General features: G+C 65.4%; 16 protein-coding genes. 4 read left to right on the forward strand and 12 right to left on the reverse strand.

What is annotated here, in order from left to right; all coding sequences use genetic code 11:
* Positions 1 to 4: 4 nt before the first annotated feature.
* The 7 genes from MB901379_RS17835 to MB901379_RS17865 all read right to left on the reverse strand — a co-directional run bounded on the left by MB901379_RS17835 (position 5) and on the right by MB901379_RS17865 (position 5769).
* Positions 5 to 172 carry a DUF3117 domain-containing protein gene (locus MB901379_RS17835; RefSeq protein ID WP_003406247.1) on the reverse strand — a complete coding sequence of 56 codons (168 nt, stop codon included), beginning with the start codon at positions 170 to 172 and terminating at the stop codon, positions 5 to 7.
* Between the two features lie 175 nt (positions 173 to 347).
* Positions 348 to 929, reverse strand: coding sequence for a DNA-3-methyladenine glycosylase I (locus MB901379_RS17840; RefSeq protein ID WP_158017832.1), 582 nt, complete (start codon positions 927 to 929; stop codon positions 348 to 350).
* Positions 930 to 934: 5 nt separating this feature from the next.
* Positions 935 to 1300 (reverse strand): DivIVA domain-containing protein, encoded by a 366-nt coding sequence (locus tag MB901379_RS17845; RefSeq protein ID WP_158017833.1) that lies wholly within the window; start codon positions 1298 to 1300, stop codon positions 935 to 937.
* A 38-nt stretch (positions 1301 to 1338) separates the two neighbouring features.
* The gene (locus tag MB901379_RS17850; RefSeq protein ID WP_158017834.1) at positions 1339 to 2319 is read right to left on the reverse strand and encodes a glucosyl-3-phosphoglycerate synthase; all 981 of its coding nucleotides are present in this window, start codon (positions 2317 to 2319) and stop codon (positions 1339 to 1341) included.
* Positions 2316 to 3191 carry a dihydropteroate synthase gene (folP, locus tag MB901379_RS17855; RefSeq protein WP_162334409.1) on the reverse strand — a complete coding sequence of 292 codons (876 nt, stop codon included), beginning with the start codon at positions 3189 to 3191 and terminating at the stop codon, positions 2316 to 2318. Before folP ends, MB901379_RS17850 begins: the two co-directional genes overlap by 4 nt.
* Positions 3192 to 3338: 147 nt before the next feature.
* Positions 3339 to 5126, reverse strand: a complete 1788-nt coding sequence (gene fadD6 / locus MB901379_RS17860; RefSeq protein ID WP_232021894.1) for a long-chain-acyl-CoA synthetase FadD6 — start codon at positions 5124 to 5126, stop codon at positions 3339 to 3341.
* Between the two features lie 85 nt (positions 5127 to 5211).
* Positions 5212 to 5769 carry a TIGR00730 family Rossman fold protein gene (locus tag MB901379_RS17865; RefSeq protein ID WP_158017836.1) on the reverse strand — a complete coding sequence of 186 codons (558 nt, stop codon included), beginning with the start codon at positions 5767 to 5769 and terminating at the stop codon, positions 5212 to 5214.
* A 65-nt stretch (positions 5770 to 5834) separates the two neighbouring features.
* On the opposite strand from MB901379_RS17865, the gene MB901379_RS24265 reads away from it, so the two are divergent.
* Positions 5835 to 7988: an AAA family ATPase gene (locus tag MB901379_RS24265; protein WP_158017837.1), complete on the forward strand. Its 2154-nt coding sequence runs from the start codon at positions 5835 to 5837 to the stop codon at positions 7986 to 7988.
* 80 nt (positions 7989 to 8068) lie between these two features.
* Positions 8069 to 8254 (forward strand): hypothetical protein, encoded by a 186-nt coding sequence (locus tag MB901379_RS17875; RefSeq protein ID WP_158017838.1) that lies wholly within the window; start codon positions 8069 to 8071, stop codon positions 8252 to 8254.
* Positions 8255 to 8552: 298 nt separating this feature from the next.
* Here the strand turns inward: MB901379_RS17875 and dapE are convergent, their stop codons facing one another.
* Complete coding sequence (dapE, locus tag MB901379_RS17880) at positions 8553 to 9617, reverse strand: succinyl-diaminopimelate desuccinylase (protein ID WP_158017839.1); 1065 nt, start codon at positions 9615 to 9617, stop codon at positions 8553 to 8555.
* A 64-nt stretch (positions 9618 to 9681) separates the two neighbouring features.
* Between dapE and dapD the strand changes: the two genes are divergently transcribed.
* The gene (gene dapD / locus MB901379_RS17885) at positions 9682 to 10626 is read left to right on the forward strand and encodes a 2,3,4,5-tetrahydropyridine-2,6-dicarboxylate N-succinyltransferase (protein WP_158017840.1); all 945 of its coding nucleotides are present in this window, start codon (positions 9682 to 9684) and stop codon (positions 10624 to 10626) included.
* Positions 10627 to 10643: 17 nt separating this feature from the next.
* Here the strand turns inward: dapD and MB901379_RS17890 are convergent, their stop codons facing one another.
* Together MB901379_RS17890 and MB901379_RS17900 are read right to left on the reverse strand one after the other, a co-directional pair.
* Positions 10644 to 11144, reverse strand: a complete 501-nt coding sequence (locus MB901379_RS17890) for a MarR family winged helix-turn-helix transcriptional regulator (protein WP_158017841.1) — start codon at positions 11142 to 11144, stop codon at positions 10644 to 10646.
* An 821-nt stretch (positions 11145 to 11965) separates the two neighbouring features.
* Positions 11966 to 13255 (reverse strand): MFS transporter, encoded by a 1290-nt coding sequence (locus MB901379_RS17900; protein WP_158019280.1) that lies wholly within the window; start codon positions 13253 to 13255, stop codon positions 11966 to 11968.
* 645 nt (positions 13256 to 13900) lie between these two features.
* Between MB901379_RS17900 and MB901379_RS17905 the strand changes: the two genes are divergently transcribed.
* Positions 13901 to 14230, forward strand: a complete 330-nt coding sequence (locus MB901379_RS17905; protein ID WP_158017843.1) for a hypothetical protein — start codon at positions 13901 to 13903, stop codon at positions 14228 to 14230.
* A gap of 91 nt (positions 14231 to 14321) precedes the next feature.
* On the opposite strand, the gene MB901379_RS17910 is transcribed toward MB901379_RS17905, so the two are convergent.
* On the reverse strand, positions 14322 to 15494 hold the full coding sequence (locus tag MB901379_RS17910) for a PPE family protein (RefSeq protein WP_158017844.1): 1173 nt from the start codon (positions 15492 to 15494) through the stop codon (positions 14322 to 14324).
* Between the two features lie 36 nt (positions 15495 to 15530).
* The gene (locus MB901379_RS17915; protein WP_158017845.1) at positions 15531 to 15830 is read right to left on the reverse strand and encodes a PE family protein; all 300 of its coding nucleotides are present in this window, start codon (positions 15828 to 15830) and stop codon (positions 15531 to 15533) included.
* Positions 15831 to 16453: the final 623 nt, after the last annotated feature.

Below are 16453 nucleotides of genomic sequence, written 5' to 3' on the forward strand. Positions count from 1 at the left end.
CCACTTAGCTCGTTACGCCCTTGAGCTCGTCACCCAATGCGGCAGCTTCGTCGGGTGTCAGCTCGACGACAAGCCGGCCGCCGCCCTCGAGTGGTACCCGCATCACGATGCCGCGCCCCTCCTTGGTTGCTTCCAGTGGACCGTCGCCGGTCCGGGGCTTCATCGCCGCCATCGAGTGCTCCCTCCAGATTCGAGCTGGCCCGCGGTTGCAGACCTGGCCGGCGCCGAGCATGCCCCGTACGTGGATTCCCAGCCATACCCGACATTGAACTGCCAAATCACCCCTCTATTGTTCCCTATCCAGGTCACAAGGTGCACAAGACCCGGATTTGTGCCCTCACCGGACCTCACCGAGGCTCCCGCGGCACCCAGCAAGCGGCAACATGGTCGTCCACCATCCCGGTGGCCTGCATCAGCGCATAGGCGGTGGTCGGGCCTACAAAACGGAACCCGCGCCGCTTGAGTTCACGCGCCATTGCCGTTGATTCCGCAGTGGCTGAGGGGATTTCGGAGAGGGATGCGGGGCGGGGTCGGGGCGGCGGCGCGAATGACCACAGCAGCTCGGATAGCTCCTCCTCGGATCCGAGGTCAGCTACCGCACGCGCGTTGGCGATGGTCGCTTCGATTTTGGCGCGATTTCGGACTATGCCCTGGTCCACCAGCAGCCGCTGCACATCGGTATCGGTGTAGTTCGCGACCTTCTCGATGTCGAACCCGGAAAAAGCCCGCCGGAAATTCTCCCGCTTCCGCAGGATGATCAGCCAGGACAGGCCGCTTTGGAAGGCCTCCAGGCTCATCCGTTCGAACAGCGCCACCTCGCCACGCAGCGGGCGGCCCCACTCCTGGTCGTGATAATTGCGGTACATCTCGGCGTCAGGGCCCGGACGAACCTCCGCCCAGCCGCAGCGAACCAAGTCTTGGTCACTCACGCCGGTCACCTGGTTTCGGGACCGTCCGCGGCGACGGATCCGTCGCCCGCCGCGCCCGCATCCCCTGACATCGGCTCGCTGGCCGGCGCGGCATGGGTCGCCGCCAACTGCCCCCGCAACGCCTCGAGTTCGCGGCTTAGTTGGTCCAACACCCAGTCGACCTCGCTGGTCTTGTAGCCGCGCAGCACCTGGGTGAACTTGACCGCATCGATGTCGGCGCCCGTAATGTCACAAGCGGGCAGCATGGTTGCCGTGGTGGCCCGCGGCAGGGGCGGCAACTGCTCACCGCGCCCAAATAGCAAGCTCGCCACGGCGAACAACACGATCGCCACCAGGACCAGCACCACCAGGTACAGCAATACCAACGCCACGTCGTCGATCTTGCCTCAAGGTGCCGACAGGACCGCGTTCAGCGTGGCCGAAGCACATTCATCGGCGGCCGATCCGCTAGCGAGACGGGCCAGGTGTGCGCCGCGTAGCCAGCACCCACGGCGGAAAACTGGGTCAGCCCAACCCCGGAATCAGGGATCCCGCAGCGAGACAGCAAGGTAGCGATGACCTGGCGGCTCATTGCCCCCAGCTCAGCCAGCGGCCGGTTACGGTGCGCCCGCACACCAAGATTGACCTGCGCTATCGCGTCCAGCCCCAGCCGATCGAAGGTGTCGACCAATAGGCCGATCTCCACGCCGTAGCCGGGGGCAAACGGCAAAGACGTCAGCAGCTCCCGACTGGCCGCATACTCGCCCCCCAGCGGTTGCATCACCCGGCCCAGCTCGGGCCGCAGCGCCGCCAACAGCGGCCGTGCCACCAGCTCGGTGACGCGACCCCCACCCGTCTCGCCGGCCGTACCACTGGCATCACCTACCTGAAGCGGCCGCCGGTAAAAGCTCTTGACCAGGTGAATGCCCTCGCCGGTAAGCAACGGACCGACCAGCCACGGCACGAACATCGGGTGCGGGTTGACCAGGTCGGAGTCGATGAACACCACGATGTCACCGCTAGTGGCGGCCAACGAGCGCCATAATGCCTCACCCTTGCCGGGCCGCGCGGGTACTTCGGGCAACGCCTGCTCGCGGCTGACGACCCGAACCCCGGCGGCGATGGCGCGGATCTCGGTGTCGTCGGTGGAGCCGGAATCCAGCACGATCAGTTCGTCTACCAGGCCATCAACCAGGGGAAAGATGCTGTCGATAACCGACTCGATGGTTTCTTCCTCGTTGAGGGCCGGAAGCACCACCGAAATCGTTCGCCCTCGCTTGGCGGCGATCAATTCGCTGATTGTCCACCGTGGGCGGTTCCAGCTGCGGTCGGACAACCAGGTGTCGCCAGGCCGTGCGTCCAGCACCGCGTTATTGGCGAGCTCCCCGGCGACCAACTCCGATGCCGTCATGCAAGTCCTCTCACTGTGCGCGTCGGCGGGCGCGTCCCCTGGATCGAGGCCACCATCTCCAGCACTCGCCGGGTGGCGGCTACCTGGTGCACCCGAAACATGCGCGCGCCAGCGGCTGCCGCCAACGCGGTCGCGGCCAATGTTCCCTCAAGCCGCTCGGTCACATCCACACCCAGAGTCTCCCCGACGAAGTCCTTGTTGCTCAAAGCCATGAGCACAGGCCATCCGGTCTTAACAAGTTCGGGCACATGACGCAACAGGAGTAACCCGTGGAAGGTGTTCTTGCCGAAATCGTGCGTCGGGTCGATCAACACCCTGTCGCGGACCACTCCGGCGGCGACCGCCCGCTCGGCGGCAGCTGTGACCTGGCGAATCACCTCGTCCACCACGCCGCGGGTTGTCGTACCGTAACTCACTCGGAACGGGCGCGTGCGCGGCCGCGCTCCCCCGGTATGCGCACAGACCAGACCCGCACCGCACTCGGCGGCCACGTGAGCTGTCGCGGGGTCCACGCCGCCCCAGGAGTCATTGATCAAATCCGCGCCCGCCCCGCACGCCAGCCGGGCCACCTCGGAACGCCAGGTGTCGACACTGATCAGCTGGTCAGGGTAGGCGCCGCGAACCCATTCGATGAAGGGCACCAGCCGGGCGATCTCGGTATCGGTGTCCACGTTCTGCCCCGGTCCCGCTTTGACGCCCCCGATGTCGATGACGTCGGCACCCTCGGCGATGGCCCGATGCACCGCTTCGCGGGCGGCCTCGTCGCTGAAGGTCGCACCCTTGTCGTAGAACGAGTCCGGGGTTCGGTTGACGATCGCCATGATCAGCGGGCGGTCCCCGGCCACCGGGCGGCCACACAACGTTGCCTGCACGCCTACATAGTGCCTGGTGCGGGCAGAGCCCTCGAGCCTGCGTCCAGCGCTAGTCGGGGTCGCGTGCGGGCACCACGTCCGCAGGTTCGATGCCGTGAGCGCAGACTCGCCGCCGCTAGCCCCCTAGCCCCCTAGCCCCCTAGCCCCCTAGCCCCGAGGCCGCTTACCCGCAGCGACCTCATCGGGGTACTCGGCGTAATACGGCAGGTAGCCCTCGTTGCGGCCGGCCAACACATACAGCGGGTCTTCGATGCCAGCGCCGTAGGCCTGCTCGCGCAGCTCCACCTTTCGACTCTTGAACGTCGAGGTGTGCGCCATGGATTCGACCACCCGCACGAACAACGGCAGCGCATAGGCGGGCAGCTCGTCATACACCGCGCGGGCCAACGAGTTCCCATCGAAGTCGGCGCCGTCGCGCAGCTTGACCGCGGCCATCCCGGCACGCCCGCCGGTGTTGGGTACCTCGACTCCGTACACCGTGCACTCCTCGACGGCCGGGTCCGTCGACAGGGCCGCTTCCACCTGCGTGGTCGCCACGTTTTCGCCCTTCCAGCGGAAGGTATCGCCCAGTCGGTCGACGAACGCGGCGTGACCCATACCTTGCGGGCTCATCACATCACCGGTGTTGAACCAGCAGTCGCCGTCGCGGAACGCGTTGCGCACCAACTTCTTCTCACTGGCCGCCGGGTCGGTGTAACCGTCGAACGGCTGCAGTCGATTGACCCGGCTGAGCAAGAGACCGGGTTCACCGGCCGGCACCCGGCGCACCCGGCCACTCTCGTCCCGCAACGGGGCCCCGGTGTCCGGGTCGTACTGCACGTAGGCCAGCGGCATCGGCGAGATCCCGGTGCTCCGAGGCACATTGAAGATGTTCACGAAAGCGGAGTTACCCTCGCTGGCGGCATAGAACTCACACACCCGCGCAATGCCGAACCGTTCGACGAACTGGTTCCAGATTTCCGGCCGTAGCCCGTTGCCGGCGATCACCCGCACCTGATGTGCGCGGTCGGTCGGTTTGGTCGGCTGATTCAGCAGGTAACGGCAGATTTCGCCGATGTAGACGAACGCGGTGGCGTTGGTGGCGATCACTTCGTCCCAGAACCGCGAGGCCGAGAACGACTTGCCCAGCGCCAAGGTCGCCCCGGAATTGATCACCGCCGACATCGCCACCGTTAGCGCATTGTTGTGGTACAGGGGCAGGCAGCAGTAAAGGGTGTCGGAGCTCTTCAGGCGCAGCCCCATGCCACCAAACACCGCCAGCGCACGTAGCCACCGGTAGTGGGTCATCACGCTGGCCTTGGGGAATCCGGTGGTGCCCGAGGTGAAAATGTAGAACGCGGTGTCCTGGGCGCGCACCGCCGACGCCGACGCCGGGTTGCTGGCCGGTGCGGTCGCCGCAATGCGCTCCAGGTCTTCGATGGTCACCAGGGAGCCGGCCTCGCCGGCGCTTTCGCTGATGGCGCTGACCAGGTCAGACTCCGCGACGGTTACTTTCGCACCCAGCAGGCCCAGGCTGTGGGCAAGTACGTCCCCGCGCTGGTGATAGTTGAGCATGCCGGCGATGGCGCCGCACTTGACGGCGGCCAACATCACCAGGACCGTATTGGGCGAGTTGCGCAGCATGATGCCGACCACGTCGCCGGGCCCCACACCACGGGCGGCCAGCACCGCAGCGTACCGGTTAGCGGTCGCATTGGCTTCCCGATAGGTCAGCTGTCGGTCGCCGAATTGCAGGAAGATCCGCTCACCGAAGCGAGCGGCCCGGTCCTGGAACACCGAACCGATCGACGCCTTCGACGTCGGCCGCGCGAGCAGCCCGGTGACCGCCCCGCGCACGATCGACGGCGTGTCGGCCAGCACTGCGGGCAGCCGAGCCGCGACGTCGGTGAGCTTGACCCTGCTGCGCGCCCCGGCCTGGTGATCGTGATCGGACACTGATCCCTCGATTCGTTCAGAGCAAGTTCGGCGGCGAGTTTTGGCGGCCAGCCTAACGGGATCGACCAAGCGTCGCCGACGGGCCTCAGACAGGTGCGCAGGCGTGCAGCGCGCCATCGATGGTGTCGACGACGATCAGTCGTTGCATCGCTGGCCTGGACACGTAGCCGGTATCGACCAAACCGTGCAGCCACGCCCGCAGACCGTCGAAATGTCCCCACGGATCCAACACCACGATGGGTTTTTCGTGCATGCCGAGATATCCCTCGGTCCAGACGTCCAACAGCTCGTCCAGAGTGCCGACGCCGCCGGGCAAGGCGATGAACGCGTCGGCGCGATCCTCCATGACCTGTTTCCGCTCCCACATGGTGTCAGTGACGATCAGCTCGTCGGCATCGTCGTCGGCCAACTCGCGGTACACCAGCATCTTGGGGATCACACCGATGGTCCAACCACCGCGGGCCCGCGCCGCCGAGGCGACGGCCCCCATCGCCGAAACGTGGCCACCGCCCCACACCAGTTTCCAGCCCTGCGCGGCGATCGCCGCGCCGACCTCAGCGGCGAGATCCAACAGTTCCGGGTGTGTCGGTGCGGCCGCACAGTACACGGCCACCGTCCAGGATCTGTCGTCGCTCGCGCTCATACACCGAAACGTAGACCACCGGTGTCCAACCCGGGAAGGTTTATTCCCGGCGATAAAATTCGGCGATGCCGATTCGATGGAACGTCCCCCAACACGTGACCGCCTTGGAGCAGTTGGACGTTGCGTTGAGCGAGTCGGCGCAACCGGGCGCAGTGGTGCTCGGACCCGACGGCGTCGGCAAATCCACGCTGGCCCGCTTGGCCGCCGAGCACTTCCTCCACGGACATCCGGGCACCATCACCCGTTGGGTCACCGGAACGCCAACCGAGCGCACCGTCCCGTTTGGAGCCTTCAGCCACCTGGTGGAGATCGCCGAGATCGGCAAGCCCGCCGCCCTGCTGCGTGCGGCCCGGGCATCGTTGGGCCGCAACATCCCTCAGGGCGATCTGCTGCTGGTCGTCGACGACGCGCACGATCTGGACATCCTTTCGGCGACTATGGTCTACCAGCTTGCGCTGGCCGGTAGGACCCGAATGATCGTCACCGCACGCGGTCCGGATTATGGGCCCGCCCCCGAGGCCATCGCCGCGTTGTGGACCGACGGACTGTTGGTGCGTATCGATGTCGACCCGCCCGGCGGAGTAACCAAACAGTCCGAGCCCGCCGACGTCGACGAATACATCGCCGAATTGCCTGAGCCGGCGCGCGCCGTGCTGGACTACCTCGCCGTCGAGGAGCCACTGTCGCTGGCCGATCTCACCGACCTCGCCGGCGAAGGCGCGGTGGCCCAAGCAGCGGAATTGGGCGCGGCGGAAACCCGGGTCCGCGGCGAACCCGACGACGAGCCGGTGGTGTACACGGCGCACCCGTTGTTCGCCAAACGAGCGTGCGCCGCGCTAGGCCCCGAGGGGGCCAGACGACGCCGTACCGAATTGGTCACCCAGCTTTCGCAACATCCGTCCGACCACCCCAGCGACCGGCTGCGGCTGGCGTCGCTGGCACTGGATAGCGACGCGCCACAACCGCTAGATGAGGTGGTGGAGTCCGCTCAGCAGGCGCTGCGGCTAGGCGATCTGGCACTTGCCGAGCGATTGGCTCGGGCCGCGCTGGACCGCTCAGGCGGCTTGGAGCCACGGCTGGTCCTGGGCCAGGCACTGGCCTGGCGAGGTCGCGGCCGCGAAGCCGGCACCGTGCTGGCGGCCGTGGACCCAGCCGATCTGTCGGAGACAGATCTGATGGCCTGGGCGGTACCACGGGCGGCCAACCAGTTCTGGATGCTCGGCGAGCCCGAGCGGGCCACCGCATTCCTGCAGACGACCCGCAAACGGGTCACCGATCCGACGGCGCGTACCACCCTGGATGCGCTGACGGCGACGTTCGCGATGAACGCTGGAAACCTGCCGCTGGCCATCACATTGGCCACGGACGCGCTGTCGCAACCTTCGGCTGACGACACCGCGATCTCCTGGGCGGCCAGCACCGCCGCGTTGTCTTCGGCGCGAATGGGCCGGTTCGCCGAGGTTGAACGGTTAGCCGAGCGGGCGTCGGGTGCCGAGCATCCGGGACTGTTGCGGTTCACCGTCGGCCTGGGTCAGATCACGTCGTTGTTGATGGCCGGTGAAGTTGCGCGGGCGCATACCCTGGCCCAGCAGTTCACCGATTTCGCCGAGCTGCAGCAACCCGGCCGCGCCATCGGTGAAGTGTTGCTGGCACAGGTGCTTATCGTCGAGGGCGAATTCGCCGCTGCGGCCTCGCTGTTGGAGCCCACAGCGGCGGAATTGGAGCGCTCCGGATATTCGTGGGGCCCGCTGTCCCTAATGTTGCTGGCGACCGCTATCGCCCAGCAGGGCGACATCGCTGAGTCAGCAAAAGCATTGCGGCGGGCGGAAACTCGACACGGTACCAAGTCTGCTCTGTTCGCGCCCGAGCTGGGGCTGGCCCGCGCGTGGACCAAGGCGACCGCCCGTGACAAGGCCGGCGCCATCGCGGATACTCGCGACGCGGCCCGGACCGCTGAGCGGGGTGCGCAGTCGGCGGTGGCGCTACGCGCCTGGCATGATGCCGTTCGTCTCGGCGACGTCCGCGCCGTGGACCCGGTGACTCGGTTGGCCGCCGAGATCGACTGCGCCGTAGGCAATATCGTTGCCCGGCATGCCCGGGCCCTGGCCGCCGACGATGCCGCGGCGCTGGCGGCGGTGGCCGACGAGTTGGCCGCGATTGGTATGCACGCGGCGGCCGCCGATGCAGCCGGTCAGGCGGAGCGCTCGGCCAACCGCTAGCTGGCCGCTATTCCCGGGCAGGTGGTGACGGCGATTCGGACCCCGACCCGCCCACGTCGGTGTTCGTCGAGCCAAAAACCTTGTCCAGCCAAGGTATTCACACCGACCTGGGCACCGCGGCCGACCCGCTGACCGAGTTCGGGTTCCATGACTACTGCGCCTTCGAGTCAGCGATACCCGCAAACGTGGGCTGTGCCGGGCAAGACGGTGTCACCTTTCTCAGCTCGACCCGGCACAACCACCTCAGCAAATACCGGGCTTGGTAACGGAATTCGGCGCTACCGACAACGTGGAAAACATCGCCGAGGTGATGGGCAAGGCGGACCTGCACAAGATCTGCTGGCTGTATTGGGCTTATACCGGCAACGACAAGACGAGCCAATCGCGAAACGCCCAGGCCCTGGTTTACGACCCAGCCCGCCGCCGGCCGGCAGCAACGTCCGAGCGTCAATGGCGGCGAAATCGTTTCGGCGCCCAACGCGCCCGTGCTGACCGTGGTGGCTCATGTCGGCGCCGAACGCGTCGATGTCGTCGTGACCCCCTGACGCCGGCGCCGCCCGGGGGCTAGCCGCCCAGGTAACGGCGCAACATCTGCACGGTGGCGGTGATCGTTCCGATCGGCACCCGTTCGTCGCGGCAGTGCGCCAGATTCGGGTCGCCGGGCCCGTAGTTGACCGCCGGTATGCCCCGGGCGGCGAATCGGGAAACATCCGTCCAGCCGTATTTCGCTCGAACCTGGCCGCCGGCGGCCGCCACCAACGCCTTGGCGGCCGGTTGTGCCAGCCCGGGCAACGCGCCCGCCGCGGCATCGGTCTGCTCGATCTGCACGTCGAGCCCGTCGAAGACTTCGCGCACATGCTGCAGCGCCGCACTCGGCGAGCGGTCCGGCGCAAAGCGATAGTTGACCGTCACCGAAGCCTGGTCCGGAATTACGTTGCCGGCCACACCGCCGTCGATGCGCACCGCCGACAAACCCTCCCGGTAGGTGCAACCGTCGATGTCGACGCTGCGCGCCTGGTAACGGGCCAACCGGTCCAGCACGGCGTTCAGTTTGTGAATTGCGTTGTCACCCAGCCAGGAACGTGCTGAATGCGCGCGGGCTCCGGTCACGGTGATGACGACGCGCAGCGTGCCCTGACAACCGGCTTCGATGTAGCCCGACGTGGGCTCGCCCAGGATGGCGACATCGGCGGCCAGCCAGTCCGGCAACTCGCGCTCGATCCGACCCAAACCGTTTGCCGCCGCCTCGATTTCCTCGCAGTCGTAAAAGACCAGTGTCAGGTCGTGTACCGGCTCGGCCACGGTGGCCGCCAGATGTAGGAATACCGCGTCGCCGGATTTCATGTCGGCCGCGCCGCACCCATGCAGCTCCCCGTTCTCGCGACGGCTGGGCAGGTTGTCGGCCACCGGCACGGTGTCCAGATGTCCGGCCAGCAGCACCCGCGCGGGCCGGTTCAGCCCGGTCCGGGCGAGCACCGCGTTGCCGTTGCGAATGATCTCAAAACCCGACGTCTGGGCGCGCAACGCCGCTTCCACCTCGTTAGCGATGCGCGCCTCGTTCCGCGATTCGCTCGGGATATCGATCAACGCGGCGGTCAGGTCAATCGGATCCCCGCGCAAGTCCAACACCGCTCCAGGGTAGATCCCAGCCGGGTGCGCGCCGGCCCGACGGCACAAAGTAGCGTGTCCAGGCGTGACTGGAGCAGCTGGCATCGGCTTGGCGACCCTCGCCTCCGATGGATCGGTCCTCGACACCTGGTTTCCCGCCCCGGAACTGACCGAACCGGGTAGCAGCGCGACATCGCGGCTGGCCGCGTCCGACGTTCCTGCCGAGCTGGCCGCGTTGATCGGTCGCGACGACGACCGTGGGACGGAGGTCATCGCGGTGCGTACGGTCATCGGTGCACTCGACGATGTCGCCGCCGACGCCTACGACGCCTATCTGCGGCTGCACCTGCTCTCTCACCGCCTGGTCGCGCCGCACGGGCTGAACGCCGGCGGCTTGTTCGGGGTATTGACCAATGTGGTGTGGACTAATCGCGGACCATGCGCAATCGAAGGTTTCGAAGCGGTGCGGGCCCGGCTCCGCCGGCGCGGAACAGTGACGGTCTATGGCATCGACAAATTCCCGCGGATGGTCGACTACGTCATGCCCAGTGGTGTACGGATCGCCGATGCCGACCGGGTGCGTTTGGGTGCCCACCTGGCACCGGGCACCACGGTGATGCATGAGGGCTTCGTCAACTACAACGCCGGCACCCTGGGCGCCTCCATGGTCGAGGGCCGCATTTCGGCGGGCGTGGTAGTGGGTGACGGCTCCGACGTCGGCGGCGGAGCGTCCATCATGGGCACGCTGTCCGGAGGTGGCACACAAGTTATTTCGATCGGGAAACGCTGCCTACTGGGCGCCAACGCCGGGCTGGGTATCTCCCTGGGCGACGACTGCGTGGTGGAGGCCGGGTTGTACGTCACGGCCGGCACCAAGGTCACCACCCCGGACGGCAGCACGGTCAGGGCGCGCGAGCTGTCCGGCAGCAACAATCTGTTGTTCCGCCGCAACTCAGTGACCGGAGCGGTCGAGGTGGTGGCGCGCAACGGTCAGGGCATCGCACTCAACGAGGATCTGCACGCCAACTAGCTAGCGGCCTGGCCGCGTCACCATAGGTCGGGTTCGCGGTAGAGGTTGGCGGGATCGAATTCGGCCTCTCCCCGAGCGGCTTCACCGACGATGTCGAGAATCCGGTAGAGCTCGCGGGCTCCCTCAGCGCCAACACGCTCGTGGATCACCCGGTCGAGGTCGGCCGCCGCGCGCTGACGCACGGTCACGTACTCGATCGCTTTCGGAGTAAGTTCAACCACCTTCTCGCGCTGGTCGGTCGCAGACGGCGTGGTCTGCACGTAGCCGCGATCGCGCAGTTCGGCGACGAGCTTGCTGGCCGCCTGTCGACTGACGCCGAATTGTCGGCCCATCTGCGAGATCGTCATCGGCCCCGGTAGCGCGTAAAGGGCAAACACGTAGTTCATTGAAAAACGCCGGCGCTCGAAGCCTGCGGCCTCCATCTCGGTATCAACCCGATGGACGTAGCTCCACCAGGCGACCCGAAGCCCCTGGCCGAGGGGCGTCTGTGGTGACCGATAAAGCGACTCGTCAAACATGGTTGACAATCTAGCTCATGGGCCCTACTCTTCAAATTGTCAACCGTATATGACAATTTTGGTGGTGAGCGTGATCCTCGAACCTGGCATGGAACGACCGGCTACCCCGGCCGCCCATACCAATAAGCCCGAGTTCTTCCGCGTCGACAACGCGAGCTTTGTTGGGGGAACGCCTTCACCGCCCAGAAAGGAAACTGAAATGTCAAAGATCCGCACCTTGTCGGCAGGTGTTATGTGCGCAGTTGGCTTAGCGCTGGCGGGGGTCGTGGTGGCACCCGCGATTGCGCTCGCAGACCCGGGTCCGGTGGGTGGTCCACAGCACCCCGGCCCCGGGGTCCCCGGCCACCCCGCCCCTGGAGCTCCGCTCCAGCCGGGCCCAGGCGACCCACTGCATCCAGCCCCGGGGGCTCCGATGCACCCGGTCCCACCGCCGGACCACCCGATCTACCACTACGGCGATGACTTGACCCACCCGGTCTGGTCGGCCACACACCCAGTTTGGGCGCTGGCTCCCTAGTAGCCCGCACAACCGGAAGATCGTTCTGCCCCGGCCACACGCTAGCCACGTGGCCGGGGCAGAGCCTTTCACTACGACCGGTCTCATCGCGTTGGCCCGATTGGAATCTCGGATGATTGCTCAATTCGGGCACGGCACCTGCCGGTTCTGGACCACGCCGTGAGGCCCAGCCGTGTTGCCGTGCCCTTCGACTCCTGCGGCGCCGCGATAACCCTGGCCAGCGACCCTGGCTTTTCCAAAATCACTTCCCTGCAATCGAATTCGCATCCGCAGGACCTGGGCACGCAACCAGCCGGCCCGCCGGCTAGCGACCGACCAGCGCGGTGCCTGCGGTTTCGGGAAGCAGATAGACGCTGATGAGGCTGGCAGCCACCAAAATTGCCATCATGAAACCGACCGCGGAGCTGCCGAAGGTGGTCAACAGACTCCCGGCAACAAATGGCGGGACCGCACCGCCGGCAATGCCGGCCAGGTTAACCGCCAGACCTGTGCCCGTGTAGCGGTAACGGGTAGCGAATAGTTCGGGAACGAAGGAGACAACGGGACCGAAAGCGCCCGCGGCAATCGCATAGACACCGAGCAGCGCTACCAAAAACAATGCAGGATAACCCGAATCAATCAACGGCATCACCAACAGCGACCACGGTAGACCCAACGCCCAGGCGATGAGCATCATGCGGCGCCGTCCAAAACGATCGCACAGAGTGGCCGTAAGGGCAGCGAATGCGATGCAGATCAGCCCGCCTAGCACACCGACGAGCAGGATGAAATTGCGCGAGTACCCGACGTGAGTTTGCGCGTAAGAGGGTAGGTAGGTGCTGGCCAAATAGACGAAACCGAAGGCACCGAGCACGCTGCCGGCCGCCAGCAGGATCTCACGGCACTGCCAACGCAACACCTCAGCCAGCGGCGCAGCAAAAGGGCGCCGGCTTCTCGCATTGCCGGCGCTGGCAGTGGACCTCTCCTGGGTAAAGACGGGGGTCTCGTTGATCTTGAGGCGGACGAACATAGCGATACCGATCAGCACAGCACTGAGCAAGAACGGGATACGCCAACCCCATCGCATGAACGCGACGCTGTCTTCTCCCATGGTGTAGTTCACGCCCAAGAAAGTCAGTCCGCTCAGAGCCAGCGCAAGGCCGGCGCCCAGTGTGGTGAACATGCCATAATGACCCCGCCTATGCGCAGGCGCGGATTCGGTGCTCAATAATGCAGAACCGGCCCATTCGCCGCCAACCGCGAAACCTTGCATCAGCCGCAGGGATATCAGGATCATCGGGGCGGCCAGCCCAATGGTTGCCGAGCTCGGAACCACCCCAACAGTCACCGTCGAAACGGCCATGATCAACAAGGTTGCGACCAGCGTCCTCTTACGACCTAGCCGGTCCCCAAGATGCCCGAAAACCACCGCACCAAGCGGCCGCGACAGAAACGCCGCGGCAAACGTCCCCATCGATGCAATCGTGGCCATCGAGGTGCCGAGATTCGGGTAGAACACCGAAGGAAACACCAGAGCCGCCGCGGTGCCGTAGATGTAGAAGTCGTAAAATTCAACGGCTGAGCCAACTGCGCAGGCAGCCGCCAGCCTGCGCATCGGCGTTGGCGCCAGGTCGGGCTCAAGCAAACCGACGGAGGCCCGAGCAGAGCCCGCTGCATCCACGGCTAGATCCACGATAAAAACGTGATGCTAAGCGGCGAGTCTAATCCGTTGTCCTGCCGTGAATTTGCTACCAACATCCTGAACAGTTGCCGGCAACATCTGCCCAACGTTTGGGTCAGGTACTTGTTGTCGGACTCGAAACTCTTTGCCCTCCCGAGGGCTTCACCAGTCACGCCCACCACGCGGTAGTACTCGTCCATACCACACGCTCCTGTATCTTTCTGTCCAGCAAAGCCACTGCGCAAAGAGCATCGCCTTTCACGAGCGCCCATCCACGTTGGCAGCGACCGCCTGCGTCCTCGATGTGGTCTCGACCGCCGCACTGGGCCCTCTGGCGGCCAACGTCGAATGCCAGCCCACCCCGAAATCGTTAGTCGGCTGTCGCGGAGACCGACCAAGGAGTCCGTCAATCATGGTTGACAATTCACGGTAACGGGCTTAGTCTGTGATTGTCAACCACACATGACAATCAGCGGGTTGGCGGTGGCCTCGACATGGCATCGCAGCCATTGAAGTCCGAGTTCTTCAGCGTCGACAGCTCGGACTCTGCTGGGGCCACGTACTTGGAAAGGATTGAAAATGTTCAAGTTTCGCACCTTGTCGGCAGGTGTTCTGTGTGCCCTAGGCCTCTCCATTGCCGGAGCATTGACGGGACCTGCGATCGCTTTGGCGGCCCCGGGCCACCCGGGCCTGGGCCCGATGCGGCCAGGCGCCGGTCAGATGCACCGGGGCATGGGTCAAATGCGCCCGGAAATCGGTCAGCTGCGTCCGCAGTGGGGCGAGATGCGTCCGCACTGGGGCGAGATGCGGCAGCCACAGCTCCCGACTCATCCCATCGACCACTACGGCAATGACCTGACGCACCCGGTCTGGTCGGCCACCCATCCCGTCCGGACGGTTGTCCCCTGATTGATTGACGCTCTGCCTGTGACCACCGGTTAAACCGATGGTCACAGGCAGAGTCGGATACAACCACCGCCGCGAGGACCTTCTGATAGCGCTATCCCGCCGCGGGCGGGCGCGGCATCACGAAGGCCCGCGGTGTAACCCGCAGCACGCCACTGACTCCATTGCCGCTTCCGTTGGCCAGTTGGCCCAGCGGCATGCCACTCAGCATGGGTCCAGACTGGCTCGCGGCGGCGTTGGCCAACGGGGTGACCGGCAACGCTCGAGCCGCCGGTATGACCGCTTGGTTCGCCTCTGCCCACGCCTGCGGCACCGAGAGGCCACCCACCGAGAGCGCCCGACCTACGCCGTTCACGATCCCAGCACCACCCAGACCGGACGGTGCTAGCCCGCTGCCCATCGAGGCCATTGCTCTCGCTCCGCTTTCGGCCGCGGTTTCCACCGCCCTGGCCGCCGCCGGGGCCATGCCCTTGAGCAGTGAACTAGCCGTATTGGTCATCGAGACACCCGAGTTGAGCATCGACACGTGGTTGTTGACCATCGACACCATGTTGCTGATCGGCGACAAATGCGGCGAGATCGCCTTCCAGAAGTCGCTCAACTTCGACAGCGGTGTGCTGCCTTGGGTCGGGTTGCCAAGCTGCTGTAGGGCCTGCGGCACGTCGGACATCAGCTGGTTCGCCGCAGCGGTGTCGGTGGCCTCCTCGACCGCCACGGCCTGCTCCACCAACCCACCGGCGTTAGTGATCTCCGGTGCCTCTTCGAACGGCGTCAACGTCTCCGTTGCCACCGCCGCCGAGCTGGCGTAGCCATACATCGCGGCCGCGTCCTGGGCCCACATCTCCCCATACTCGGCCTCGGTGGTGGCGATCGCCGGCGTGTTTTGACCGAAAAGGTTGGTCGCGATCAGCGTGATCAGCTGAATGCGGTTCTCCGCGATCACTGGCGGCGGCACCGTCATCGCGAACGCCGCTTCGTAGGCCGCCGCCGCGGCGCGGGCCTGGTTAGCGGTGAGTTCGGCCTGAGTCGCGGTGACGCTCATCCACGCCACATACGGGGAGGCCGCCGCGCCCATCAACCCCGCCGACGGGCCCAGCCACTGCCCCACTGTCAGACCCCAGACCACCGACTGAAAACAGGACGCCGCGCCGTACAGATCAGCAGCGACACCATCCCAAATGTCAGCGGCGGCCAGGATCGAGCCCGACCCAGGACCGGTGTACATCCTCGCGGAGTTGATCTCCGGTGGTAAAGCCCCGAAATCCATCGCCACGTCCTTCTATTCAACAATCGTCGGGCCGCGTTATTGAGATGCCACCGCGTTGGCGGCTTCGGTGGCCGCATAGGAAGCGGCGCTCGTCGAAAGAGTGGCCACGAACTGGTCGTGGATCGCGCCAGCCTTCGCGCTCACCGTCTGATACATCGCCGCATGCGTGGCAAATTGCGCCGCGATGAGCGCGGAAACCTCATCGGCAGCTGGCGGCAGCACTCCCGTTGTCGGAGCGGCTGCAGCGGCATTCCCCGCCCTCAACGTGGCACCAATGGATCCAAGGTTGCCGGCAGCTGCGGCCAACATCTCTGGTTGTGCCGTCAAAAAAGACACGTACGTACCTCCTATAGGGATCCGGCCGGTCACAATGACGGCTCGGCGATGCAGGTGTTCTCGTTGAGCCGCCGTTGGCTCGCGTCCTCCGCCACAGGGTTGGGTTGGCGGTGACGAACTGCTGCCAATGATTACGAACGCACAACGGCCGCAATAGGTTAATTCCCCCCAACTGCCGAAAGGCCAGGTGCACAATGCACCCATCGACTCGGCTGGAGGTGAAATATTCACCAATCTTCTTCGTCTGGACCGCCGATATGGTGCAAACTGCACCGCGGGTGAGCACCGCCGAATCTGAGATCACGGTGATTGCAAATACTGCGCCTATTGTGCTGTGCGCCAACACGTTGCGCGCTATCCGTAGCGGGTGAGCACACCACCGTTGAGTTCATCTTTTGTTCACTTATTGTTCAAATTAATGGCATCTGCGGCTTGTGCGCGCAACAACCTCAAGTGCTTTCGGGCGAGTCGACTCTCAGCGCAGACCGACTCGACCGGCGTTTCTGTCGCGCCGGGATATTGGCCGCACCATAAACCCACACCCATGCTTCGAGCACGTGACGAACGCAATAGGTGAAATCCACCCCAACAGCTGGAACCCGGGCTGCGCCGGCCACTCTCCG

Origin of the sequence: Mycobacterium basiliense (assembly GCF_900292015.1) — a bacterium.
GTDB classification, from domain to species: Bacteria; Actinomycetota; Actinomycetes; order Mycobacteriales; family Mycobacteriaceae; genus Mycobacterium; species Mycobacterium basiliense.